Origin of the sequence: Rubeoparvulum massiliense, assembly GCF_001049895.1 — a bacterium.
Lineage (GTDB): Bacteria > Bacillota > Bacilli > Rubeoparvulales > Rubeoparvulaceae > Rubeoparvulum > Rubeoparvulum massiliense.
This window is the reverse complement of sequence record NZ_CVPE01000006.1, coordinates 1038023-1063044: the sequence shown is the minus strand read 5'-3', so window position 1 is coordinate 1063044 and position 25022 is coordinate 1038023. Positions and strand designations below refer to the sequence as shown.

Sequence of the window (25022 nt, the reverse complement as noted above, 5' to 3'; positions counted from 1 at the left end):
GGAAAGAGGTGAACTCGCATGAGTGGGCAAACGTATGGTACCGGTGTTTCAACTGAAAGAGTTGTAGAAATGCGTAGTGGTTTAAGCGGCTTTGATAAATTATTATATATCTTTCTAATCATTGCTATCGTTCTCATGTCCACATTGATTCTTTCACGCTATGGACAGATTAATAAGTATAACTATCAACTACAACAGCTGCAGATTGAAATTCAAGATTTAAAGGATCGGAATCAACAGCTATTGTATGAAAAAGAGCAACTATCCAATCAGGAGAGGATTATTAGCTTTGCAGAATCGAAGGGATTAAAGATGGGAAACGGAACCGTGAAAGTACTCACATCGAATCCTCAAGAGCAGATGGTACAGAAAGAGAATGGAGATGTTAGTGCTCGAGAATTTGCCGAAGAAAGTCGAGGGGCGGATGAGTGAGATGAGTCAATTTCGGAGGAAGACAAAAGTTCGAGCGATGGGCATTGGACTTATTGTCACGCTCCTATTTTTTTTGCTAATGTTTAAGTCTTTTACCCTTCAAGTAGTAGATGCGGAGTGGCTACAGGAGCAGGCGGTAAAATATTGGCGTAGCTCCTCTGTACTGGAACCACAGAGAGGAACTATCACTGATCGGAATGGTAAGCCTTTTGCCTATGAGGGGCGGGCGTATAATGTGGTAGCTGTACTCAATTCGAAAGCAGACTCCTATGTTGAGGATAAGCTGGGAACGGCAGTGAAGCTAGCTCCCATTCTTAAGATGGATGTGGATCAACTTAATAAATTATTGAGTAAGGACGGGGTTTACCAAGTAGAGCTTCGTCCAGGTGGTTATAAGATTACGCAGGATGTGGCCCAACAGGTTATGGCACTTGAGTTGCCTGGCATCGAATTAGTGAAGACCACCAAGCGCTTCTATCCCAATGGATCATTTGCCTCCCATGTACTAGGCTATGTGAACCTCGATAATGAGCCGGTGATGGGAATTGAAAAAGACTTCAATGTACAATTGGAAGGGAAAGCGGGATTCCAACTCTTTACGAAGGATAAGCGAGGGTACCAGTTGGCTGCTACCAAAGCTTCTTTAGAAAAACCAGAAAACGGTAAAAAAATCATTCTAACGATTGATGAAAGAATCCAACAATATGTGGAGAAAGCATTGGATGAAGCGGAAAGGGAGTTTCATCCCAATCGGATGAGTGTTCTTGTTGTCGACCCAAACAACATGGAGATATTAGCCATGGCGAATCGCCCACATTTTAATCCGTCAGAGTATTGGAAGGGGATTAGCAACTATGTAAATTACTCCGTTGGTGCCCCGTTTGAGCCGGGATCAACCTTTAAGATTGTGACCCTTTCAGCTGCTGTAGAAGAAGGACTCTTTAATCCGGAGGAACGCTATCAATCTGGAAGGTTAAAGGTTCCAGGTGGGATCGTTCCTGACGTAAATACCCATTGGGGAGAACTCACCTTTCTTGAAGGGGTACAACGTTCTAGTAACGTTGCCTTTGCTATTCTTGGCTATGAAAGATTACAGAAGGAACGACTCTTTCAATATATTGAACGGTTTGGATTTATGAAACAAACTGGTATAGAAGTTTCTGGGGAAGCGGCTGGCGGTGTCGCCAAAGATATTGCCCATGTTGTACCCATTGAGTTAGCTAATATTTCATTTGGACAAGGGATCAATGTCACCGCGATCCAGATGGTCACTGCTGTAAGTGCAGTTGCCAATGGAGGTACTCTTCTAAAACCTCATATTGTGAAGGAGATTATTGACGAGGATACTGGCGCTGTACTCTATCAAAGCCAGCGTGAGGAGATCCATCGTGTTATCTCAGAAGAAACAGCTAAACAGGTGACGGAATATCTTGTATCTACCGTAACCAGTGAACATGGCACGGCGAGAAAATATGAAATCCCTGGCTATGAGGTAGCAGGAAAAACAGGGACAGCTCAAAAAATTGAAAATGGCCGTTATTCAAATACCAAGCATATTGTCTCCTTTATCGGATACGCACCAAAGGATGATCCACAATTATTGGTCTATGTTGTTGTAGATGAACCACAATTGGAATTTCCTTATATCGGTAGTAAGGTGCTTGCCCCAATTTTTACATCAGTGATGCAGAGTAGCTTACAGTATCTCAATGTAGCACCTAATTCTGAAATGGTGGTTGTATCTAATCAGGCACAATCCTATCAATTACCTAGCTTTGAAGGTGAGCAGGTCCTTCCTACAAAGAAGATGCTATTAGAGCAGGGGAAAAATGTGGAGGTTGTGGGTACGGGGGACACGATCATTCAGCAATACCCTCGCCCCAATACGGTGGTGACCAATGAGCAGACCATTTATTTATTGGTACAAAAGCCAGAGGAAATTCCGATCCCTGATTTTACAGGGACTTCATTGCGTGAGGTGATGGAGTATACCTCATTATTAGGAATTCAAGCACAAACGGATGGTCAAGGCTATGTCATTGCTCAATCCATTGAGCCTGGAGTAAAAATTGCTAGCGACCAGGTGATTCATTTCCGTTTACAGCCTCTTTCTGGTCCCGTTCCAGGCCAGGGAAGAGATGAAGAGATAGAGGATATATCTGAGCAACAACAGCAGGAGGGTAATTCAGAACAGGAATCACAGGATTCCAACGAAGGAAAAGGGGGGCAACGGGAAACAGGGACAATTCCTTTTGAGTAAGCATACTGGTAATACTAGATTATCTCAGCATTAGAGGAGATAGCTTGTTCTAAACAAAACCTCGCCTGAATAAAGGTGAAAGCAAGTAGATGGCGAGGTGACTCAGGATGAAAAACTCCAATGTAACAATACGTAAGCGGCTTGCAATCACACTGTTTTTCAGTATATTGCTCTACTTTTTATTATTAGCTCGTTTTGCATATGTTCAATTATTCGCAGGGCAAGAATTGATGGATAAAGCGGAAAATCTTTGGACTCGGGATGTTCCATTCGATGCAAAACGGGGACAGATCTTGGATCGGAATGGACATGTATTAGCCTACAATGTAAGTGTACCTTCAGTGATGTTAATTCCCTCGCAAATTGTCGATAAGGATGAAACAGCTTTTCAGCTTGCTCACATTCTCGAAATTGATCGAGACAAGATAGATAAGCTTGTACGCAAACGACAGTTATTGGTTTGGATCGCACCGGAAGGTAGAAGAATTTCGGAGGAGAAAGCACAGGCAATTGGAGCACTACAGCTACCAGGTGTCCTCATTGTGGAGGATAGTCAACGTTATTATCCCCATGGTGAGCTAGCCGCACATATTTTAGGCTTTACAGGTGTTGATAATCAAGGGTTGACTGGGGTTGAACGTCAATACGATCAACGTCTTGTGGGTAACCGAGGATATATTTCCTTCTATGCGGATGCGAAAGGGAAAATGATGCCCAATCAGAGTGAGCGCTTTCTTCCACCGCGCGATGGAGAGGATCTCTATTTAACCATCGATATCAATATTCAGAAGATCATTGAACGAGAATTAGATTCAGCAGTGCAGCAGTTTCAACCCGATAATATTTTGGCCATTGCAATGGACCCAGGTAATGGAGAAATATTGGGTATGGCTTCACGTCCTACCTATCATCCTGGGCAGTATCGAGAGTACGAGAGCGAAATCTACAATCGCAATCTACCGATTTGGAAAACCTATGAGCCTGGTTCAACCTTTAAAGTGATTACTTTAGCTGCTGCGATCGAGGAAGGTCAGGTGGATCTTCATCGTGATCACTTTTTTGACCCGGGGTATGCCATGGTAGGTGGTGCAAGAATTCGTTGTTGGAAGCATGGTGGACATGGTTCTCAGTCCTATCTACAAGTTGTAGAGAACTCTTGCAATCCAGGATTTATCGCCATGGGCCAACGCTTGGGAAAGGATCGCTTGTTTGATTATATTCGACGTTTTGGGTTTGGTCAGAAGACAGGCGTTGATTTGCCAGGTGAGGGGACAGGTATTCTCTTTAAGTTGGATCGTGTAGGGCCTGTGGAGTTAGCCACCACTTCCTTTGGTCAAGGTGTTTCCGTCACACCGATTCAACAAGTCGCAGCAATTTCAGCTGCTATTAATGGGGGATACTTGGTCCAACCCCATGTAGGAAAGCAGTGGGTGAATCCTGAATCTCATGAGGTTACAGAGATCATCAATGTTCCTAAAGGAGAACAAGTCATCTCCGAGGAGACTAGTACCAAGGTACGTGAGGCATTGGAAAGCGTGGTAGCCAATGGCTCTGGTCGTGCAGCTTATCTCGATGGTTTTCGTGTTGGTGGTAAGACAGGTACAGCACAGAAGGTTGGACCTAATGGGCGATATCTTGCCAATGAACATATCGTTTCGTTTATCGGGTTTGCTCCTGCAGATGAACCTGCTGTAGTCATCTATGTAGCTGTAGATAATCCTAGTGGTATTCAGTTTGGCTCGGTGGTTTCAGCACCGGTGGTTCAAAAAATCATGGAGGATGTCTTAGAATACCTGGAGGTTGAACCACGGAAAAATCAGCTGCCCAAGCAATATCGCTGGGGTGATCCCATTCTCTATGAGGTACCTGATCTACGGGGAATGTCCATTGATGAACTACGGCAGAGTTATTTTCAGCTCCCTATTGAGGTTACAGGCCATGGTGAGCAGGTGATTATGCAGTCACCAGCCCCAGGAACAAAAGTAGAAGAGGGAAAGCGAATCCGCATATATCTAGGTGACAATCTGCAGGAGAAGAATTAGAATGAATTGGTACGGTTTCTGACTGTTTTTATGAACTAATGTCAATACTGAATGATGATTTTCATTCCATCGTAGCCGTAATATCGTGATCGGGAGGAAGAGAGACGTGAACTTATCTACCCTCATTCATGGTTTACCCTTTATTACAGTGGTAAATCATCATGAATGTACCATTACAAAAATAACTGATAAATCGAACGAGGTTGTTCCTGGCACATTATTTGTCTGCATCCCAGGATACCGTGTAGATGGGCATCAATTTGCTGAAGAAGCGGTTGCTAAGGGAGCTGTCGCCATTGTTGCATCTCAACCAGTAGAGGTTACGGTTCCTACCCTCTATGTACGTAATACAAGACGAGCACTTGCCATTCTTTTAGATAGATTCTATGATCATCCTACTCAGCACTTGCGTTTAATTGGGGTTACTGGAACCAATGGAAAGAGTACAGTGACATATTTATTGGAGCAGATCTTTCAAGATGCTGGCTATCGAACAGGTCTGATCGGCACCATTGAACGGAAGGTTGGGACAACAAGCTTTCCAACGAATAATACCACCCCTGATCCTGTTACTCTTCAGGAAACATTTGCTTTAATGCGTAAGGAAAAAACAGATTATGCCATGATGGAGGTCTCCTCCCATGCCCTCACCCAAGGACGGGTATGGGGCTGTAAATTCCGTAGTGCTATTTTTACCAATTTGACGCAAGATCATCTGGATTATCACCATACGAAGGAAGCATACGCCTATGCAAAATCCCTGCTCTTTGCTCAGCTTGGAAATGCTTATGAAGGAGAAAATCTACCCGTTGCCATTCTTAATGGGGACGATCCTGCATCAAAGTTGATGGCAGAGGCAACTGCAGCACCAGTTCTTACCTATGCCATTCATGAACAGGCAGATGTTCGGGCGACGAATGTGACACTCAACTCAGATGGCGTACAGTTTATCGTGGAGAGCTTTGCTGGTTCTGCCCCATTTGCTCTTCACCTAATGGGGCGCTTCAATGTTTATAATGCATTAGCAGTGATTACAGCTGCATTGTTGGAAGGACTCTCCTTAGAACAGATTAAAGCCAGTCTAGAAAAGGCCCACGGGGTGCCCGGCCGCTGTGAACGAGTTGAAGCAGGCCAACCATTCCGGGTAATTGTAGATTATGCCCACACTCCTGATGGACTTCAGAATGTATTACAAACCATGAAGGAAGTGAAGGAGGGCAGATTGATCTCAGTCTGTGGCTGTGGGGGCGACCGTGATCGGAGTAAACGTCCTTTAATGGCTCAAATATCTACACAGCTGGCTGATCTATCAGTTTTTACGTCAGATAACCCACGGACAGAGGTTCCTGAGGCCATCCTACAGGATATGCTCACAGGTGTTCAAAATGATCCTGATGCAACCTATGAAGTGATTGAGAACCGCCGTGACGCAATTCAATATGCTATTGCTCAAGCAGAGCCAGGCGATATTGTGATAATTGCTGGGAAGGGCCATGAAACTTATCAAGAGATTAACGGGGTACGTCATCATTTTGATGACCGTGAAGAAGCAGCTGAAGCGATTCATCTTCGTTACCACCGGTAGAGAACAATCAGCGAGATCAAAGTTTTCGTGGAAGGAAGTGTTGTAGCATGAAGCAGATACTACTGGTAAGTGCAGCTGCTGCTTTTATTATCGCTCTCTTGGTGGGACCTATTTATATCCCCTTGTTACGTCGCTTAAAGGTGGGTCAAAGTATTCGTCAAGAAGGACCCAAGTCCCACTTTAAAAAGCAGGGGACACCTACCATGGGTGGTGTGATCTTTTTAACCTCGATTTTGCTAACAACCTTATTCTATGCCGTCAAGAATAGTGACTTCTATCTGTTACTGGTGGTCACCGTCGGGTATGGGTTAATTGGTTTTTTAGATGATTTTATTAAAGTAGGATTAAAACGCAATCTTGGCTTAACTGCCAAGCAGAAATTATTTGGCCAGCTTGTCATCGCCCTCATCTTTTATTATGGTTTATTACAACGTTCATTTGATCATTCAATCTATCTGCCAGGAACCAACATTGGATGGGATTTGGGTTGGTTCTATTTGCCATTTTTAATCATACTCTTTCTTGCTACTACCAATGCTGTGAACCTCCACGATGGCTTGGATGGTTTACTAGCAGGAAGCAGCGCGATTACCTTCAGCGCTTATGCTGTGATTGCTTGGGCATTAAGTGAATGGAATGTTGCTACCTATAGCGCTGTGATCGTCGGTGCGGTCTTAGGATTCTTAGTATACAATCGCCATCCTGCGAAAGTCTTTATGGGGGATACGGGTTCGCTTGCTTTGGGTGGCGCGTTGGCAGGAATTGCTGTCTTGACAAAAACGGAGTTACTCTTGATTATTCTTGGTGGAGTCTATGTTATTGAGACGTTATCCGTAATCATTCAAGTCTTATCGTTCAAATTACGTGGGAAACGTGTTTTCCGAATGAGTCCCATTCATCATCATTTTGAGTTGGTTGGCTGGTCAGAATGGCGAGTTGTGATCACCTTCTGGATCGTCTCCCTCATCTTTGCCATTCTAGGAATCTATATCGAGGTGTATGCAGCATGAATGAAGAGAAAAGCAAGGTTTTTCATAACCAACATATCCTAGTGCTTGGTATGGCGAAAAGCGGATTTGTTGCTGCTCAAGTTTTACATTCACTAGGTGCTAAGGTTATTGTCAACGAAAAGAAACCACGGGAAGAGGTTCCTGAAGCTGCCGCTCTAGAAGAGATGGGGATTCAGGTTCATTGCGGTGGTCATCCTGAGGAGGTCTATGCGCAACCTTTTGATCTGGTTGTGAAAAATCCAGGGATTCCTTATGATATTCCTCCTATTCGTTGGGCCCAGGAACATGGTATTCCTATCATCACCGAGGTGGAATTTGCCAGTCGCCTGACAGAGTCATCGATCATTGGAATTACAGGTTCCAATGGGAAGACAACAACAACTACACTGGTTGGTGAGATGCTCGCTCAATCTGGATTACCTGTACATGTTGCAGGAAATATTGGAACGGTTCTCACCTCTGTTGCCATGGAGAGCCAACGGAATGATTGGTTAGTTACAGAATTGAGTAGCTTTCAACTGGAAGGGACAAGCCAATTCTATCCACATATTGCTGCTTTACTCAACATCTTTGATGCCCACTTAGATTTTCATAAAACTAAGGAAGCCTATATCGCAGCGAAAATGAAGCTTTTTCAAAATCAAACCAGCACCGATTGGGCCATCTTCAATGGTGAACAGGAGATTTCATATAAGCTGGCAAAGCAAGTGGCATCACAAGTCTGCTTCTTTCATACCTATGAAGAGGTTGAACAGGGTGCCTATTTAAAGAATGGCAAGGTCTATTTTAAATACGCCAAGCAGGTCCCCATCCCCATTATTGAGGAAAGTGAGATTCAGCTGAAGGGTATGCATAATATTGCCAATATCCTCGCTGCGATTTGTATGACACTACTAGCAGGAGGAAAGGTAGAAGCGATTCAACAAGTTCTCCGAAATTTCCAAGGGGTAGAACATCGGCTTGAGTATGTTCGAACCCTTCAAGATGTTCGTTACTATAATGACTCCAAGGCAACCAATGTAGAAGCAGCAATTCAAGCAGTATCAGCTTTTGATGAACCGCTTATCTGGATTGCAGGTGGCTTAGATCGCGGTCACTCCTTTGAGGGATTACGCCCTTATCTTCAGCATGTTCGGGCCATGGTTGTCTATGGTCAGACGGCAGAACGTTTTAAAGAATTCGGAGAGTCTGCGCAGATTCCTACGATTATTCAGGTGAATGATGTGAAAGCAGCGGTTACAGCAAGTGCCAAGCTTGCAAATAAAGGTGATGTGGTTCTACTATCTCCTGCCTGTGCGAGCTGGGATATGTATTCATGCTTTGAAGAAAGAGGGCATATTTTCAAGGAGGCCGTGCATAACCTGTAATAAGCCTGTCTACTAAGACAGGACTTATTACAGATTGGAGTGTCCACTGTGGCCAAAACGGTACGACCCCCTGATTTACTATTGCTTATTGCCACCTGTGCTTTGCTAGCAGTGGGTGTGGTGATGGTATATAGTTCAAGTGCTGTTATCGCTCAAGAAACATTTGGCGATGGGCTTTTCTATGTAAAAAGGCAACTGCTCTTTGCAGGAATTGGACTATTCCTCATGTTTGTAGTCATGAAAGTAGATTATTGGCGTTGGCAACGCTGGTCCCAACTGCTTCTTATTATCTGTTTTGTTTTACTTCTACTTGTGTTAATTCCCGGTGTAGGATTACAGCGGGGTGGGGCTCGTAGTTGGTTAGGGATCGGTGCTTTTTCCATACAACCTTCTGAGTTTATGAAGCTAGCGATGATTTTATTTATCTCACGTTGGCTCTCCGATTACGGGGAACGAATTATCCACTTCCGGAAGGGTGTCTTACCCCTGTTGCTCTTATCAGGAAGCGCTTTTGCTTTGATTATGATGCAGCCTGATCTTGGAACAGGAACGGTGATGATGGGAACAGTGCTTGTCCTTATCTACATCGCTGGGGCACGTCTTGCACATCTTTTTGGTTTGGCCTTGCTAGGCATCGTAGGTTTTGTGGCCTTGGTTCTAGCGGCTCCCTATCGAATTGCCCGAATTTTGGCCTTTTTAGATCCGTGGCAAGATCCATTGGGCAGTGGCTATCATTTAATTCAATCCTTGTATGCTATTGGGCCAGGAGGCTTTACAGGTCTTGGATTAGGGATGAGTAGGCAAAAGTTTTCCTATCTACCTGAACCGTATAATGATTTTATTTTCTCCATCCTTGCAGAGGAATTAGGCTTTATTGGAGTTGCTACAGTACTCGGACTTTTTATGATTGTTTTATGGCGGGGAATTTCCATTGCCTTTGCTGCACCAGACCGATTTGGTAGCTTTTTGGCAGCAGGTATTGTAGGCTTGATTGCGATTCAAGTTGTAATCAATCTTGGGGTTGTCTCAGGAATGTTTCCTGTAACAGGTATTACACTACCACTCATTAGTTACGGTGGCTCATCGCTGACGTTGATTCTTTTATCCCTTGGAGTTTTGCTAAACATTTCGCGATTTTCTCGACTTTAGCTATTTAATCAATGTAGTCAATATCTTAGAATGAATAAAGAAGATCTGCTTCAGATTGGGGTATGAAAATGAAGATCGTATTATCTGGTGGAGGAACTGGTGGTCATATTTATCCAGCCTTAGCGATATTAAAAGAAGTACAGCGACAGGAACCTGATTCACAGTTTCTTTTTATTGGAACTGCCAAAGGCCTTGAAAGCGAATTGGTACCAAAGGCTGGAATTCCATTTAAAAGTATTGAGATATCAGGATTTAAAAGAAAGCTGACACTGGAAAATCTCAAAGTGATTCAGCAGTTCATCAAGTCAACGTATCTGGCGAAAAAGATGCTGCGAGAGTTTCAGCCAGATGTTGTTGTTGGAACAGGCGGATATGTTTGCGGTCCCGTTGTTTATGCTGCCCATCGTTTGGGAATTCCTACGATGATTCATGAGCAGAATGTAATACCAGGGGTAACCAATCGCTTTCTAGCACGGTATGTGGATCGGATTGCCATTAGTCTTGAGGGAGTCCGTGGGTATTTTCCAAAGAAAAAGGTAGTCTTAACTGGCAATCCTAGAGCTTCAGAAGTGGTCTCTGTTCAGAATAGTGAGGGCAAGGAAGAATTGAATATACCAATTCCCCCAGAGCGTCGTATTGTGCTTATTGTAGGTGGAAGTCGTGGTGCGAGACCAATCAATGAGGCTGCTGTTCAGATGATTCCCTATATGGTAATGCATCCTGATCTTCATTTTATCTTACAAACAGGCGATGCTAACTATTCCATGGTAGAAAAATTGATCAAGGATGAACAGCTTACGATTCCAGAGAATCTCACCATCCTTCCTTATATTTATCAGATGCCTGAACTACTTGCCCGTACCTCTTGTATCATAAATCGTGCAGGTGCATCAACCATTGCTGAGATTACTGCACTTGGAATCCCAAGTATTTTGATCCCGTCCCCTTACGTTACGAATAATCATCAGGAGAAGAATGCTGTGTGGCTTGAAGAAGCAGGTGCTTCCATCATGATTCTAGAGCCACATTTGACTGGGACATTGCTTTTTGATACAGTGTTACAAATTATGAATAACCCTACATGTATGGAGACCATGAGTATTGCAGCCAAAAAGCTAGGAATTCCCGATGCAAGTCAACGCTTTTATCTGGAAATGATGAAGCTATTACCGAAGAGATAGGCTAATTGGCACTTTAGCCTCTAGATGTGCATACAATATTTATCATGCAAGATATGATTGTGTTGAACAGAAGGAGGGCATCCCATGTTACAGAATGCCATCAAGGAGCTACATGAAGCGAAAGTGGGTACCATCGTATGTAATGAAATCATGGCAAGGTATACCACATGGAAGGTTGGGGGTCCTGCTGACCTCTTCCTCGTGATCCAAGACAAAGCTGCACTTCAGCGCACGATTGAAATCCTACATCGCCATGAAATTCCTTGGCTTGTTCTGGGAAAGGGATCCAATATCCTTGTTTCTGATCTTGGAATTCGCGGTGCTGTGATAAAATTAGATCGCTTTAATCAATTAGAGATCATGGATACTCGGATTCAAGTAGGTGCTGGCTATTCCATGGTCAATTTAGCCATAACCGCTGGCAAAGCAGGATTAACAGGATTGGAGTTTGCAGGAGGAATTCCAGGTACTGTAGGAGGTGCCTGCTATATGAATGCAGGTGCCCATGGATCAAATATGGCTGCCGTATGCGAAATGGTAGAAGTGGTGACCGAAACTGGTAAAATTCTGCATCTTACCAATCGTGAGATGCAGTTTGCATATCGTACTTCCATTCTTCAAGAAAAACCTTGGATTGTAACAGAGCTACATTTTCAATTGCAGAAAGGTGATCGTAAGGAGATCGCTGCAGCGCTTGCTAGCTATAAGGATCGTCGACGAAAAACACAGCCACTCAAAGAAGCCTGTGCTGGTAGTGTGTTCCGAAATCCTGAAGGAGATCATGCAGGCCGCTTAATTGAAGCAGCAGGCTTAAAAGGTTTTTCGTTGGGTGATGCACAAGTATCCACCATTCATGCAAATTTTATTGTGAATCGTGGAAAAGCATCAGCAGCAGATATTGAACAGCTTATTAGCCATGTTCAACAAGAGATTAAACGACAATTTGGTATTCAATTGGAAACAGAGGTCTTGCGTGTTGGTGAACATCTAACAATGTAGGACGATTGGTTGAATTGGTGAGGTGAAGGTGATGGCTATCCCACATGCGCAACCAGAACCACAAAAGAAACGTAAGAATTATCGACTCCTTTTTCTTTTGCTTTTTTTCTTTGTTCTCATATTCGTTATTCTTTTTCTGCGTTCACCTTGGAGTAAAATTGACACCATACGAATTGTTGGCAATGAGTTACTCACCGATGAGGAGATCCTCTCCTATGCCAAATTACATCCTGGTATCAATTTTTTTGAATTACGTACAGGAGAAGTAATACGCTTACTAGAAGAATTAGATGAGGTGAAAGAAGTTCAGATTAAAAAAAGCTTTCCAGGGAAGCTATTACTTCAGATCACCGAGTACGAACGAGTCGCTCTATGGAAAGAGGATGGAAAACTTTACCCCTTATTAGGAAATGGGGTTATTTTAAAGTCCATTGATTGGACAAGCCGTTATGTGGATCGACCATTAATCACCACTTGGTCAGATACCACACTGTTGCCTGAGCTAGGGATCAAGTTAGATCGTCTCGATGAAGCGATTCTACAATCCATGTCAGAAGTGATTCTCGTTCCAACGGAGAAGGAACCTGATCGGATTCACATCTATATGAGAGATGGTAATGAAACAGTTACTTCATTACGCTATCTGGAAAAAATGCAACGCTATTTAGAGATTACCAGTGTCATGGGAACGGAGAAAGGGGTTATCTATTTACTTGAAGCAGCATGGTTTCAACCCTACGATCTTCTAAACGAGAATAAAGACCTAGATTCCTCTGGCGAATGAGACCAATTTTCCTTCCTATCCTCATGATATTCATACTAATAATCCATCAATATACAGGTAAAAAGTCTCCTACGAGGGGGAAAGAAGTATGCTATACTAAAGATTAAGTATAGGTATTTTGAAATATATATTGTTAGACGATAATTTTTTACATTTCTAGTAGGCTTTATAGCTATGCTTGTAGAATTAGTATTATTTAGATTTGATCTATCTCATCTGCAGTAATGGGATTGACATAGTATGTTGCTAGAGGAGGTGCCACCAGATGAGCAACAATGAATATGTGGTTAGTTTAGATATAGGTACATCAAAAATACGCGTAATCATTGCTGAAAAGAGCAGTGGATCCATTCATATTATTGGTGTTGGAACAGCAGATTCCAAGGGGATAAAAAAAGGTTCCATCGTGGATATTGATCAAACAGTACAAGCGATCCGTCAGGCTGTAGAGAACGCCGAACGGATGGTTGCACTCCCAATCCATGAGGTATACATAGGTATTGCAGGTAACCATATAGAATTGACTCCAACACATGGTGTCGTTGCTGTATCCAGTGAAGATCGGGAGATTCGCGATGAGGATATTGATCGTGTAATGAATGCAGCGCGGGTTGTTAATATTTCACCAGAACGTGAAATTATTGATGTCATACCTACACAATATATTGTGGATGGACTAGATGGCATTAATGATCCATTAGGGATGGTTGGTGTTCGTCTCGAAATGGAAGGCATCATTGTATCCGGCTCCAAGACGATGATGCAGAATTTGATTCGGTGTGTAAAGCGAGCAGATCTAGAGATTACTGGGGTAATTTTGCAGCCATATGCCACGAGTATGCTAGCTCTATCTGATGATGAGAAGAATTTAGGTGTTGTTCTCGCTGATATTGGAGCAGGCTCAACCACCATTTCTATTTTTGATCAGGGCTCTTTAGTTGCAACCTCTGTAATTCCTCTTGGTGGCGATATGATTACCAATGATATCGCCATTGGATTAAGGACTCAAACTGATGTGGCTGAAAAGGTGAAATTGAAATACGGCTGTGCTTTGGTAGAGGATGCTCTTGAATCTGAAACATTCCGTGTTCCAAGGATTGGCAGTAATGTGGAGAAGGAATTTGACCAGATTGATCTTGCCCATATTATTGAGGCACGTCTCGTTGAAATCTATGAAATGATTGAAAAAGAGGTTAAGCGTCTAGGGTTTCGTGAAGAGATTCCTGGAGGCTATGTGCTAACAGGTGGTGTAATGGCGATGCCAGGTGCCCTTGATCTAGCGCGGGATATTTTACAGACCTCGGTTCGCGTAGCTGTGCCAGATTATATTGGTGTGCGCACACCTGCATTTACAGCAGGCGTGGGTTTGGTTAAATATGCTTTTCAGAAAAGCCGCAAACGTAGAACGTTGACCACGACTGCATCCCCTGCTACCTATGCAGCACCAAGTAATCGTAATACACAAAATGTTGATGATGAAAGCTCAGAAGGCTTTTTCGATAAGATGAAGAATTGGTTAAAAGAATTTATCTAGGCGTATGATTAGTGAGGGGGAACCATCGATATGTTACAGTTTGATATGGACGTAGATACATTAGCCCGAATTAAGGTAATCGGCTGTGGTGGCGGTGGCAGCAATGCGGTCAATCGAATGATTGAAGCAGGTGTTCAAGGTGTTGAATTTATCGCTGTGAATACGGATGCACAAGCACTTCAACTCTCCAAGGCTCCCCATAAACTTCAAATTGGGGAAAAGTTGACCCGTGGTTTAGGAGCGGGTGCTAATCCAGAGGTTGGAAAAAAAGCTGCTGAGGAGAGCAGAGAGAGCATCGTCAATGCACTAAAAGGTGCAGACATGGTCTTCGTTACAGCAGGAATGGGAGGCGGTACAGGAACTGGTGCTGCTCCTGTTATTGCTGAGATCGCTAGGGAAGTTGGCTCCCTTACTGTTGGAGTTGTGACACGTCCTTTTACCTTTGAAGGACGAAAGCGTATGATGCAAGCGATCAACGGAATTGAAGCTCTGAAAGAAAAAGTAGATACATTGATCGTTATCCCCAATGATCGTTTGCTCGAGATCGTTGATAAGAACACCCCGATGCTTGAAGCTTTTCGTGAGGCAGATAATGTGCTGCGCCAAGGTGTTCAGGGGATCTCTGATTTAATTGCTGTACCCGGCTTAATCAATCTCGACTTTGCTGACGTAAAGGCAATTATGAGTGAAAAAGGTTCAGCCTTGATGGGGATCGGTATTGCCACAGGGGAGAACCGCGCTGCTGAAGCTGCGAAGAAGGCCATTTGTAGCCCATTACTGGAAACTTCCATCGATGGCGCCCATGGCGTTCTGATGAATATTACAGGGGGCTCGAATTTGAGTCTATACGAAGTGAATGAAGCAGCAGATATTGTTTCTTCTTCAGCTGACCGCGATGTTAATATGATTTTCGGTGCTGTAATCAATGAGGATCTTGAGGATGAGATTGTTGTCACTGTGATCGCTACTGGTTTTGATGAGACCAAGCAGCAACCGGTAACAAGAGAGGAACGGCATCTCCATAGTGCTAATCGACGTCCAAGTCGCTTAGAAGAGGAATTGGAACCGACTAATTTGGGTGATGATCTAAATAATCTAGAGATTCCTGCTTTCCTTCGCGAGCGTCGTCGTCGCAATCGTCCTTAATTCTTGCCATAAACTAGAATACGCCTGATACTTGAGTAGATTCATTTTACTATGAATCTACTCTATTTTTTTACAAAAAATGCTGTACTTGATCGGCAAGTTTTGACAGACATTGTAATATAAATACAGTATACTAGCTTCACCTAGGTGGGTGAAGAAAATGGTTGTCTACCTTGATCTCTTCCTAATCCTGAATGGAGGATTCAATCTTGTACTGCTCTATTTTACAGGGCGCTTTCGTCAACAAAGAATCAGCTGGTGGCGGCTGTTGCTCGCTGCATTAATAGGAGCTCTTTATGCGCTGATGATCTTAACGCCAACATGGACATTCTTATTAAGTCTTCCGATCAAGGTACTGGTGGCAGCTTTCATGTGTTGGATTGCTTTTGGATTTCGGCAATTTAGGTTTTACTTCCAGATCCTGCTTACGTTCTTTCTTCTTTCTTTCTCAGTAGGTGGAGGTATCTTAGGACTTCATTACATGGCGCAGACCTCTGGAACTGCTTATCAAGGAGTACTCATCTCTTGGGGTGATGGATCCACCATCTCATTCTCCATATTATTACTAGGGGTTGTGCTCGTATTGTGGAGCCAAATAAGAGAACGATCATTGCGTGAGAAGGAAAGCATGCTGAAGCAATGGATCGTTGAAGTGGAAATTGTCCTATTTCAGGAGCGCATCACCTGTAATGCCTTGGTGGATACAGGAAATCGCTTGGTAGATCCCTTTAGTGGTGTCCCTGTCATGTTGGTGGAGCTCAAGCTTCTTCAGGAGCTTTTACCGGAGCCAATCAGAAGATTGGTAGAGCAGCAGGAGCAAGTCACCATGGAGAAGCTCATGGAGGTACCCCATGAATATTTACCGTTGGTTCGCTTTATTCCATTTCAGGGCGCTTCTAAGGGGCGTCACCTATTAATTGCCATTAAACCAACACGTCTTACCTTTGTGTATCAGGGAGAACAAAGAATCATTGAGCAAGTATGGGTTGGGATTCATCCAGAGGTTCTTGCAACGGAGGGCTCATTTCAGGCCATTCTTCATCCCCATATGATCAAGGAATTAAAAAAGGAGGTTCTTCATGCTTAAGCGGTGGCGTTTCATATTTAACCTTTTCTGGGTCCGACTTCTCATGCGAATGGGTCTGAGATCGGATGAAGTTTATTATATTGGTGGCAGTGAAACCTTACCTCCTCCGTTAAGCAAGGAGGAGGAAGCATATCTGCTTGACCAATTGCCATTGGGAGATGAAGCGGTACGTTCAATCTTGATCGAACGGAACCTCCGTTTGGTGGTCTATATTGCTCGGAAGTTTGAAAATACGGGGATCAATATTGAGGATTTAATCAGTATCGGAACCATCGGCCTAATCAAAGCGGTACGTACCTTTGATCCATTAAAGAAAATTAAATTGGCCACCTATGCTTCCCGCTGCATTGAAAATGAAATCTTAATGTATCTTAGACGCAATCACAAGATACGTCATGAGGTTTCCTTTGATGAGCCGCTCAATGTAGACTGGGATGGTAATGAACTTTTATTGTCTGATGTATTGGGAACTGAGAATGATCTGGTAATGCGAGAATTAGAGGAGGAAGTGAATCGCAAGCTACTTAAAAATGCGTTGGTCAATTTAACAGATCGTGAAAAGACGATTATCGAATTACGCTTTGGTTTAAATAGTGGTGAAGAGATGACGCAGAAGGATGTTGCTGACTTATTAGGCATCTCGCAATCCTATATATCTCGCTTGGAGAAGCGAATTATTAAGCGTCTAAAGAAAGAATTCCACAAAATGGAGTAATGCATATTTCTTCCCTTCATGGAGATACTTTTTATTAACATAGCTCTATGAGGAGGGAGAATGGTGGCACGTAACAAAGTGGTGATCTGTGGAGTAGATACATCCAAACTCCCCGTACTAAAAAATCAGGAGATGCGTGAGCTATTCACCCGCTTGCAAAGTGGGGAATTATCAGCACGACAGGTTTTAATTAATGGGAACTTACGGCTTGTGCTCAGTGTGATTCAGCGCTTCAATAATCGCGGTGAAAATGTGGATGACTTATTTCAGGTAGGGTGTATAGGTTTAATGAAGGCCATTGACAATTTTGATCTTGGGCAGAATGTAAAGTTTTCCACCTATGCTGTTCCCATGATCATTGGTGAGATTCGACGCTATCTTCGGGATAATAATCCCATTCGTGTCTCACGCTCCTTGCGAGATATTGCCTATAAGGCATTACAGGCTCGTGATGAGTTGACTAATCGCTATTCAAGGGAGCCTACAGTATATGAGATTGCCAGCTTATTAGGCGTTCCTAAGGAAGATGTGGTTTTTGCACTGGATGCGATTCAAGAACCTGTTTCCCTCTTCGAGCCGATCTATCAAGATGGGGGAGATCCTATCTATGTCTTAGACCAGATTAGTGATGATCGGAATAAGGAGATTTTCTGGATCGATGACATTGCTTTACGAGAAGCCATGCGGAAATTGAATCATCGTGAGTTTGTTATTCTCTCCATGCGTTTCTTCGAGGGAAAAACTCAGATGGAGGTTGCTGAGGAGATTGGGATATCCCAAGCACAGGTATCACGACTAGAGAAAGCAGCTATCTCACAGATGCAGAAATATGTAAAAACATGAAGTGAGCGGACATATTTCATCCTCCCATCATATATTGTAGTAAGAAGTAAAGGTGGGTGGGCTTATGAAACTGTCCGATTTTCAGACTAAAGATGTGGTGAATATTATAGATGGTAGTCGGCTTGGCCAAATTATGGATTTTGAGATCGACTTACAACAAGGAAAGATACGGGCCATCATTCTGCCTAAATATGCGAAGCGCTTCGGTATATTTGGATCAGGAGAAGAGGTGTTAATCGCTTGGCAGAATATCGTAAAAGTGGGTAAGGATGTGATTCTTGTTCGTCTAGAGCAGCCCATTCCTCCTTATGATCAGAGAAATGAATACCCAGCAATTTAAGCAAATTAATCAGGTGAATCCATGTCATAAAAAGAGCAGACGAGCATTGGTCTGCTTTTTTTAATGACAAGGGAGAGGAAAACTATGTTACAATCAGGATGGAAGCTAGGAGGAGTGAGGATGAGTCAGAAGGAGCCATTTACTTTAACACTCGATCAGCACTATTTAGCATTGTCCACCTGGGAAAATGCCTATCCGGTTCGAGCCGGTTTTACTACACGATTGCATGGATTTAGTGAACCGCCCTTCCAATCCAATAATCTAGGTTATCATGTGGGAGATAAGGAAGAGCTTGTGCAGCAAAATCGCCATCAACTCTGTGAGGATGCCCAGCTTGCATGGAATGGCTGGGTTTCATTTCAACAGGTTCATAGCGACAAAATTGGTTATGTATCGCAATTCGATGCAGGCCGTGGTCGTGATAGCTTGGAGGATGCGATTCCTCAATGGGATGGTGCATACACAGATCAAGCAGGGATCCTTCTAACAGCATTATTTGCCGACTGTGTACCCCTCTTTTTCTATGCTCCTGGCGCTCAACTGATTGGTCTTGCCCATGCTGGCTGGCGTGGAACCGTAAAAGGAATCGGAGCCACAATGGTCCAACGCTGGCAGAAGGAATATCATGTGCAGCCCAATGAGATCCTTGTTGCCATAGGCCCATCCATTCAGGGCTGTTGCTATGAGATTTCAGACCATGTTGCCATTCCTTTAGTTGAGCAATTAGAACATTATCATTTACAAGATAAAGTTGAAGAGGTGCTAACGCCCCTATCTAATAAGGGTCAGTATCGATGTCATTTGTCACAGGCGAACCGTCTCATCCTTGAAGCTGTTGGTGTTCCCTCGGATCAGATTGTTCAATCCAACGATTGCACAAGTTGTCATGTGGATCGATTTTTCTCATATCGTAAAGAGGGAGGAAAAACGGGACGAATGGCAGCATTTATTCAACTCGCGGGAGGACAACACTGATGGATATTTGCATCCAGAAAGAAGCCATTGAAGAAGAAATTAAGGAAGCATGCATACGCTCCCACCGTAGTCCTGAAGATGTAACATTGATTGCAGTAACCAAGTATGTTTCCCCTGCTACTACCGCTGCTGCATTAGATGCAGGCATTCAGCATATTGGTGAGAGTAAGGTACAAGATGCTATTCCTAAATGGGACGAGTTAGGGTCCCGTGGTACATGGCATTTTATTGGTCATTTACAGACAAACAAAGTAAAATACATCCTGGGTAAGTTTTCCTATATTCATTCCCTCGATCGACTCTCACTAGCAGAAGAGATCGAAAAACGATCAGATGGTCTACAGCTTCCCCCCCTCTCTGCCTTTATTCAAGTGAATATTTCTGGAGAGGAGAGTAAGTATGGCCTAAATCCAGAGGAACTGTTTCCATTTTTAGAGGAGCTGAATCAATTCTCATCGCTACAACCTGTGGGGATTATGACCATGGCTCCCTTCGTAGAGGATCCTGAAAAAGCACGACCTGTCTTTGCCAAGGCCCGTGAAATGCTGGAACGCGCCAAGGAACACTATCCCCAATTTCCACTAAAGTATCTCTCTATGGGGATGTCGAATGATTTTGTAGTTGCCGTAGAAGAAGGGGCTACCCATGTTCGGATCGGTAGTCGTTTAGTAGGACGAGAATTTTAATCAGAAATGAACTCTTCAAATCGAACGAGGTGATGATATGGTATTTGTTCTTACAGTGGTCAATCTGCTTTTTCGTATTTATTATTTTATGATGTTTGCTTATATTCTAATGAGCTGGGTTCCAAACTTACAGGGTTCACCCATTGGACAATTGTTATCACGCTTTGTTGAACCAATCTTTGTACCATTTCGAAAAATTATTCCACCCATTGGGATGATTGACCTTTCTCCAATCGTGGCATTTTTTGCTCTTTATTTTGCACAGATCGGGGCAAATCAATTGATTATCATGTTGTTCGGGGGAAAATAATGAACAATCTGTATCAGCATTTTCGCAAGGAGGAGCATCCCTTTGTTGATCGGATTCTAGATTGGATCGATCTAGTGGAAGAACGTCATCAGACTATCGTTACGCCATTTCTTGATCCCCGGGAGCAGTTCATCTTGCAGAGTATTGCAAACTATGAGCAGATTGGCATTGCTTTTTGTGGAGGATATGAAGGAGCAGAACGGGTACGTGGACTCCTCTATCCTACTTATCGTGAGCCTGTGGAGAATGAATTCCAAGTCACAGCGCTAGAGATTAGGTCTCACAATAAGCATTCCAACTTGAAGCATCCGGATTATCTGGGTGCTTTATTGAATACAGGTATTAAACGGGAGAAGTGTGGAGACATCTTAGTCCATCCAGGGTTGGCCTATGTATTGGTTACAGTGGATATGGCAGAGTATCTTCGCCTCACACTGAATCGAATTGGTAAGGAGCCTGTATCCTGTCAGGAAATTCCGCTCTCTCAAATTGGCCCTGGTCATGAACAGTGGATGGAAGGTAGCTGTACTGTCGCTTCCCTCCGTCTAGATGCGGTGATCTGTGAGATCTTCCATCTCTCCAGAAGTAAGGGGGCAGGATATTTAACGCAAGGTCATGTGAAGCATAATTGGAAGGTAGAAACCCGCGGATTTCAAGAGGTAGCACCAGGTGATATGCTCTCCCTTCGCTCCTATGGGCGTTGTCAACTCCTTGAAGTAGAAGGAATGAGTAAGCGGGGCAAGATTCGTATTCGTTATCGACGGATTGGGATATGATCATTTTGTATATTTTTTCAGCATCCTTCATAGAATGGCAGGGAGTATGGTAGTATTTGTCGAATATGACAAGTAAATAAGTACCTTGACGAGGAGGAGGCAGCGATGGCGTTAACTCCATTAGACATCTACAATAAAGAATTTAGTCGTGGCTTTCGCGGCTATGATATGGATGATGTAGATGAGTTCATGGATCATCTTGCAAAGGATTATGAATTACTTCTGAAGGAGAACAAGGAGCTAGAAGAAAAAATCTCCGGACTTGAGGATCGTCTTAGTCATTTCAATAATATTGAGGATTCCTTAAGTAAATCGATTATTGTTGCACAGGAAACCGCTGAAGAAGTGAAGACCAATGCCCGTAAAGAGGCCCAATTGATCATTAAAGAAGCAGAGAAGAATGCCGATCGGATTATCAATGAAGCCTTGGTTAAAGCACGGGAAATTACATATGAAATTGAAGAATTGAAGAAGCGTGCCTCTGTCTATCGGACGCGTTTTCGCGCATTGCTTGAGGCTCAATTGGAAATGCTAAACCAGCATGATTGGGATGAACTGGCCAATGCTTCAGACAATGGCAAGAACTTACTTGACGAAGAATGAAACAGAGGATATAATTCCTAGAATAACAGCTCTTTTTTAAAAACTGTTAACCAACAACAGCTATGCATGGGAAGAGTAAATGGCAGCTACTTTTGAAGCGAGTCGGTAATGGTGAGAGACCGATAAGGAGCGCCTTTGAAAATCACCCATAAGCTGCAACCTGAAATCTTTAGTAGGGAAGCCGTCTCAATTCACGTTACGAATTGCTGAGTGGATCATATTGAAGGTCAGACTAAATATGATCAACGAGGGTGGTACCGCGAGCAAACCTTCTCGTCCCTTGGGATGAAAAGGTTTTTTGTCGTTTAAAATGAGGAATTCATTGTGAATAGGAGGAATTGGTGATGGATTATAGCAAGACATTATGTTTGCCCCAGACTGCTTTTCCAATGCGGGGAAACTTACCACAAAATGAGCCCAAGACACAGCAACGCTGGGATGAAGAGAAGATTTATGAAAAGGTTCAAGCTCGAACGAAGGGACGCCCTACCTTTGTCTTACATGATGGCCCTCCCTATGCCAATGGCGATCTCCATATGGGGCATGCACTGAATAAGGTTCTGAAGGACTTTATCGTCCGTTACAAATCGATGAGTGGCTACGATGCTCCTTATATTCCAGGTTGGGACACCCATGGTCTCCCCATCGAGCATGCAGTAGAAACGAAGGAAAAAGTAAATCGTAAATCCATGGACCTCATCGAGTTCCGAGAAAAATGTACCCAATATGCCTTGCGCTATGTTGACCATCAACGTGGGCAATGTAAACGTCTCAGTGTCCGTGGCGATTGGGATCATCCTTATATTACCCTCAAGCCAGAATACGAAGCCTGGCAAATTCGGGTCTTTGGTGAAATGGCTAAGAATGGTTATATTTATAAGGGAATGAAGCCCGTATATTGGTCACCATCCTCTGAATCGGCGTTGGCTGAAGCAGAGATTGAGTATTATGATAAACGCTCACCCTCCATCTATGTTCGCTTTCAAGTCACCGATGGCCAAGACAAGCTCCCTAATGGTTCTTATGTGATCATCTGGACTACTACACCTTGGACGATTCCTGCTAACCTAGGGATTGCCATTCATCCAGAACTTGACTATGTGCTGGTGAAGGTTGCTGGGGAAGAATACCTTGTAGCAGAAGGATTATTATCGAATGTGAGTCAGGCGCTGGAATGGTCCTCTCCTGAGATTGCTAAGCGCTTCAAGGGGGCAGAATTAGAGGGAGTCATCACTCAACATCCCTTCTATGAACGCAAATCTCCTGTTGTTTTAGGTGAACATGTCACCCTTGATACAGGTACTGGCTGTGTTCATACCGCACCTGGTCATGGTGAAGACGACTATCTGGTGGGTAAGAAATATGACCTTGGAATCCTATCCCCCTTAGATGATCGTGGATATTTCACAGCAGAGGCTCCTGGATTTACAGGGATGTTCTATGAGGATGGGAATAAGGCAGTCACCCAGTTACTTGAAGAGAAGGGTGCTTTACTTAAACTTGCTTTTATCAATCACCAATATCCCCATGATTGGCGGACGAAGAAGCCTGTAATCTATCGTGCTACTGAGCAATGGTTTGCATCCATTGATGCATTCCGTGATAAAATGCTGGAACAGATCGCTTCAATTCGTTGGACTCCTGCTTGGGGAGAGACACGTCTCCACAATATGATCCGCGATCGTGGCGACTGGTGTATCTCCAGACAACGAGCTTGGGGTGTACCAATACCTGTTTTCTATTGTAAGGAATGTGGCCATCCTTTAATCAATGATCAGACCATTGAACATATTTCCAAGCTATTTGGTGAGCATGGTTCATCTGTCTGGTTTGCTAAATCCGAAGAGGAACTCTTGCCAGAGGGAATGACCTGTGAAGCCTGTGGCCATGACCACTTCCGAAAAGAGAAGGATATCATGGATGTTTGGTTCGATTCAGGCTCCTCTCATGCTGCAGTACTGAAAGAACGTGGACTCCCATGGCCAGCTGATATGTATCTAGAAGGCTCAGACCAGTACCGGGGCTGGTTCAATTCATCCTTAATTACAGCCACTGCAGTATTTGGTCGAGCTCCCTATAAGAGCATTCTCAGTCACGGCTTCGTTTTAGATGGAGAGGGCCGCAAAATGTCCAAGTCCTTAGGCAATGTGGTTGATCCTGTGAAGGTGAGTGAACAATTAGGTGTAGATATCCTACGCTTATGGGTATCTAGCGTGGATTATACAGCAGATGTACGGATCTCCAACGATATTTTGAAGCAGATTGCTGAGAGCTATCGGAAGATCCGTAATACCTTCCGCTTCCTCTTAGGTAACCTATCGGACTTCGATCCAGCCACAGATCGCTTACCTTATGCCGAAATGAACGAGTTAGATCGCTATATGTTAAGTCGGATGCAATCTGTTCTCAAAAAAGTCCTCAATGCCTATGAAGAGTATAACTTTAGTACAGTGTATCAGACGTTACATCACTTCCTTACCGTTGATTTGAGTGCCTTCTACATGGATGTAAGCAAGGATCGACTCTACTGTGATCTTTCAAAGGGTACACGTCGACGTTCTACTCAAACTGCTATGTACGAGATGCTACAGGTATTGGTTCGCCTCCTTGCTCCCATCCTACCGCATACCATGGAGGAGGTTTGGCAGTACATTCCTGGTCAAACGGTGGAGAGTGTTCAATTAGTAGATATGCCAGAGGTTCATTCCGAATATGTGGATCAAGATCTAGAAGATAAATGGGGTCAATTGATTGCCCTTCGCGATGAGGTTCTCAAAGCATTAGAGGTAGCGCGTAAGGACAAGCAAATCGGTTCTTCTCTGGAAGCGGATGTACATCTCTACCCTGATGAGGCTACCTTAAAGGTGTTAGGATTAACCGATGAACTAGAGCAGCTCTTTATTGTATCCCAGGTTCATGTCCATGAAGGGGAAGCTGTACCAGCTGATGCCATGACTTTGGATGGTGTTGCAGTAAAAGTGGAAAACGCCCAAGGCGAAAAATGTGAGCGGTGCTGGATGGTGCTTCCTGAAGTTGGCCATGATCCACATCATGCTGATCTGTGCCCACGTTGTGCTCATGTGATGGAGGAAGAGGACCATCACATAGTTCAATAATCGCACTAATTAATCAGGCGTATTGCTGACAATACTGGTTGCAATTTGTTTGCGTATCCCCCCTTTCTCCGTAAAGACTAAT

General features: G+C 43.6%; 22 protein-coding genes and 1 other annotated feature. All 22 genes read left to right on the top strand.

The window, feature by feature from the left end; translation table 11 throughout:
• Positions 1 to 18: 18 nt before the first annotated feature.
• Positions 19 to 432, top strand: coding sequence for a cell division protein FtsL (gene ftsL, locus BN1691_RS12930; protein ID WP_048602588.1), 414 nt, complete (start codon positions 19 to 21; stop codon positions 430 to 432).
• Positions 383 to 2692: a penicillin-binding transpeptidase domain-containing protein gene (locus tag BN1691_RS12925; RefSeq protein ID WP_187116885.1), complete on the top strand. Its 2310-nt coding sequence runs from the start codon at positions 383 to 385 to the stop codon at positions 2690 to 2692. Before ftsL ends, BN1691_RS12925 begins: the two co-directional genes overlap by 50 nt.
• Before the next feature lie 107 nt (positions 2693 to 2799).
• On the top strand, positions 2800 to 4734 hold the full coding sequence (locus BN1691_RS12920; protein WP_048602586.1) for a stage V sporulation protein D: 1935 nt from the start codon (positions 2800 to 2802) through the stop codon (positions 4732 to 4734).
• A gap of 106 nt (positions 4735 to 4840) precedes the next feature.
• Positions 4841 to 6319: a UDP-N-acetylmuramoyl-L-alanyl-D-glutamate--2,6-diaminopimelate ligase gene (locus BN1691_RS12915; RefSeq protein WP_082147164.1), complete on the top strand. Its 1479-nt coding sequence runs from the start codon at positions 4841 to 4843 to the stop codon at positions 6317 to 6319.
• A 47-nt stretch (positions 6320 to 6366) separates the two neighbouring features.
• Positions 6367 to 7329: a phospho-N-acetylmuramoyl-pentapeptide-transferase gene (mraY, locus tag BN1691_RS12910; RefSeq protein ID WP_048602585.1), complete on the top strand. Its 963-nt coding sequence runs from the start codon at positions 6367 to 6369 to the stop codon at positions 7327 to 7329.
• Positions 7326 to 8696 carry a UDP-N-acetylmuramoyl-L-alanine--D-glutamate ligase gene (gene murD, locus BN1691_RS12905; protein ID WP_048602584.1) on the top strand — a complete coding sequence of 457 codons (1371 nt, stop codon included), beginning with the start codon at positions 7326 to 7328 and terminating at the stop codon, positions 8694 to 8696. Before mraY ends, murD begins: the two co-directional genes overlap by 4 nt.
• 48 nt (positions 8697 to 8744) lie before the next feature.
• Positions 8745 to 9845: a stage V sporulation protein E gene (spoVE, locus tag BN1691_RS12900; protein ID WP_048602583.1), complete on the top strand. Its 1101-nt coding sequence runs from the start codon at positions 8745 to 8747 to the stop codon at positions 9843 to 9845.
• Positions 9846 to 9913: 68 nt separating this feature from the next.
• Positions 9914 to 11026, top strand: coding sequence for an undecaprenyldiphospho-muramoylpentapeptide beta-N-acetylglucosaminyltransferase (gene murG, locus BN1691_RS12895; RefSeq protein WP_048602582.1), 1113 nt, complete (start codon positions 9914 to 9916; stop codon positions 11024 to 11026).
• A gap of 84 nt (positions 11027 to 11110) precedes the next feature.
• Positions 11111 to 12025, top strand: coding sequence for a UDP-N-acetylmuramate dehydrogenase (gene murB, locus BN1691_RS12890; RefSeq protein ID WP_048602581.1), 915 nt, complete (start codon positions 11111 to 11113; stop codon positions 12023 to 12025).
• A 31-nt stretch (positions 12026 to 12056) separates the two neighbouring features.
• Positions 12057 to 12809: a cell division protein FtsQ/DivIB gene (locus BN1691_RS12885; RefSeq protein WP_048602580.1), complete on the top strand. Its 753-nt coding sequence runs from the start codon at positions 12057 to 12059 to the stop codon at positions 12807 to 12809.
• 265 nt (positions 12810 to 13074) lie between these two features.
• Complete coding sequence (ftsA, locus tag BN1691_RS12880; protein ID WP_048602579.1) at positions 13075 to 14343, top strand: cell division protein FtsA; 1269 nt, start codon at positions 13075 to 13077, stop codon at positions 14341 to 14343.
• A 30-nt stretch (positions 14344 to 14373) separates the two neighbouring features.
• Complete coding sequence (ftsZ, locus tag BN1691_RS12875; RefSeq protein ID WP_048602578.1) at positions 14374 to 15489, top strand: cell division protein FtsZ; 1116 nt, start codon at positions 14374 to 14376, stop codon at positions 15487 to 15489.
• A gap of 160 nt (positions 15490 to 15649) precedes the next feature.
• Positions 15650 to 16576: a sigma-E processing peptidase SpoIIGA gene (gene spoIIGA, locus BN1691_RS12870; protein ID WP_048602577.1), complete on the top strand. Its 927-nt coding sequence runs from the start codon at positions 15650 to 15652 to the stop codon at positions 16574 to 16576.
• Positions 16569 to 17291 carry an RNA polymerase sporulation sigma factor SigE gene (gene sigE, locus BN1691_RS12865; RefSeq protein WP_048602576.1) on the top strand — a complete coding sequence of 241 codons (723 nt, stop codon included), beginning with the start codon at positions 16569 to 16571 and terminating at the stop codon, positions 17289 to 17291. The genes spoIIGA and sigE overlap by 8 nt, the downstream gene beginning before the upstream one ends.
• Positions 17292 to 17354: 63 nt before the next feature.
• Positions 17355 to 18134, top strand: a complete 780-nt coding sequence (sigG, locus tag BN1691_RS12860) for an RNA polymerase sporulation sigma factor SigG (RefSeq protein WP_048602854.1) — start codon at positions 17355 to 17357, stop codon at positions 18132 to 18134.
• Positions 18135 to 18198: 64 nt separating this feature from the next.
• On the top strand, positions 18199 to 18474 hold the full coding sequence (locus BN1691_RS12855; protein WP_048602575.1) for a YlmC/YmxH family sporulation protein: 276 nt from the start codon (positions 18199 to 18201) through the stop codon (positions 18472 to 18474).
• Positions 18475 to 18594: 120 nt separating this feature from the next.
• Complete coding sequence (gene pgeF / locus BN1691_RS12850; protein ID WP_048602574.1) at positions 18595 to 19449, top strand: peptidoglycan editing factor PgeF; 855 nt, start codon at positions 18595 to 18597, stop codon at positions 19447 to 19449.
• The gene (locus tag BN1691_RS12845) at positions 19449 to 20135 is read left to right on the top strand and encodes a YggS family pyridoxal phosphate-dependent enzyme (protein WP_048602573.1); all 687 of its coding nucleotides are present in this window, start codon (positions 19449 to 19451) and stop codon (positions 20133 to 20135) included. Before pgeF ends, BN1691_RS12845 begins: the two co-directional genes overlap by 1 nt.
• Before the next feature lie 37 nt (positions 20136 to 20172).
• On the top strand, positions 20173 to 20445 hold the full coding sequence (locus BN1691_RS12840; RefSeq protein WP_048602572.1) for a YggT family protein: 273 nt from the start codon (positions 20173 to 20175) through the stop codon (positions 20443 to 20445).
• Positions 20445 to 21221, top strand: coding sequence for a YlmH family RNA-binding protein (locus BN1691_RS12835; RefSeq protein ID WP_048602571.1), 777 nt, complete (start codon positions 20445 to 20447; stop codon positions 21219 to 21221). The genes BN1691_RS12840 and BN1691_RS12835 overlap by 1 nt, the downstream gene beginning before the upstream one ends.
• A gap of 105 nt (positions 21222 to 21326) precedes the next feature.
• Positions 21327 to 21824: a DivIVA domain-containing protein gene (locus BN1691_RS12830; RefSeq protein ID WP_048602570.1), complete on the top strand. Its 498-nt coding sequence runs from the start codon at positions 21327 to 21329 to the stop codon at positions 21822 to 21824.
• A gap of 53 nt (positions 21825 to 21877) precedes the next feature.
• Positions 21878 to 22108 (top strand) — a binding site (T-box leader).
• A gap of 60 nt (positions 22109 to 22168) precedes the next feature.
• Positions 22169 to 24940, top strand: coding sequence for an isoleucine--tRNA ligase (gene ileS / locus BN1691_RS12825; protein ID WP_048602569.1), 2772 nt, complete (start codon positions 22169 to 22171; stop codon positions 24938 to 24940).
• The last annotated feature ends 82 nt before the right edge of the window (positions 24941 to 25022 follow it).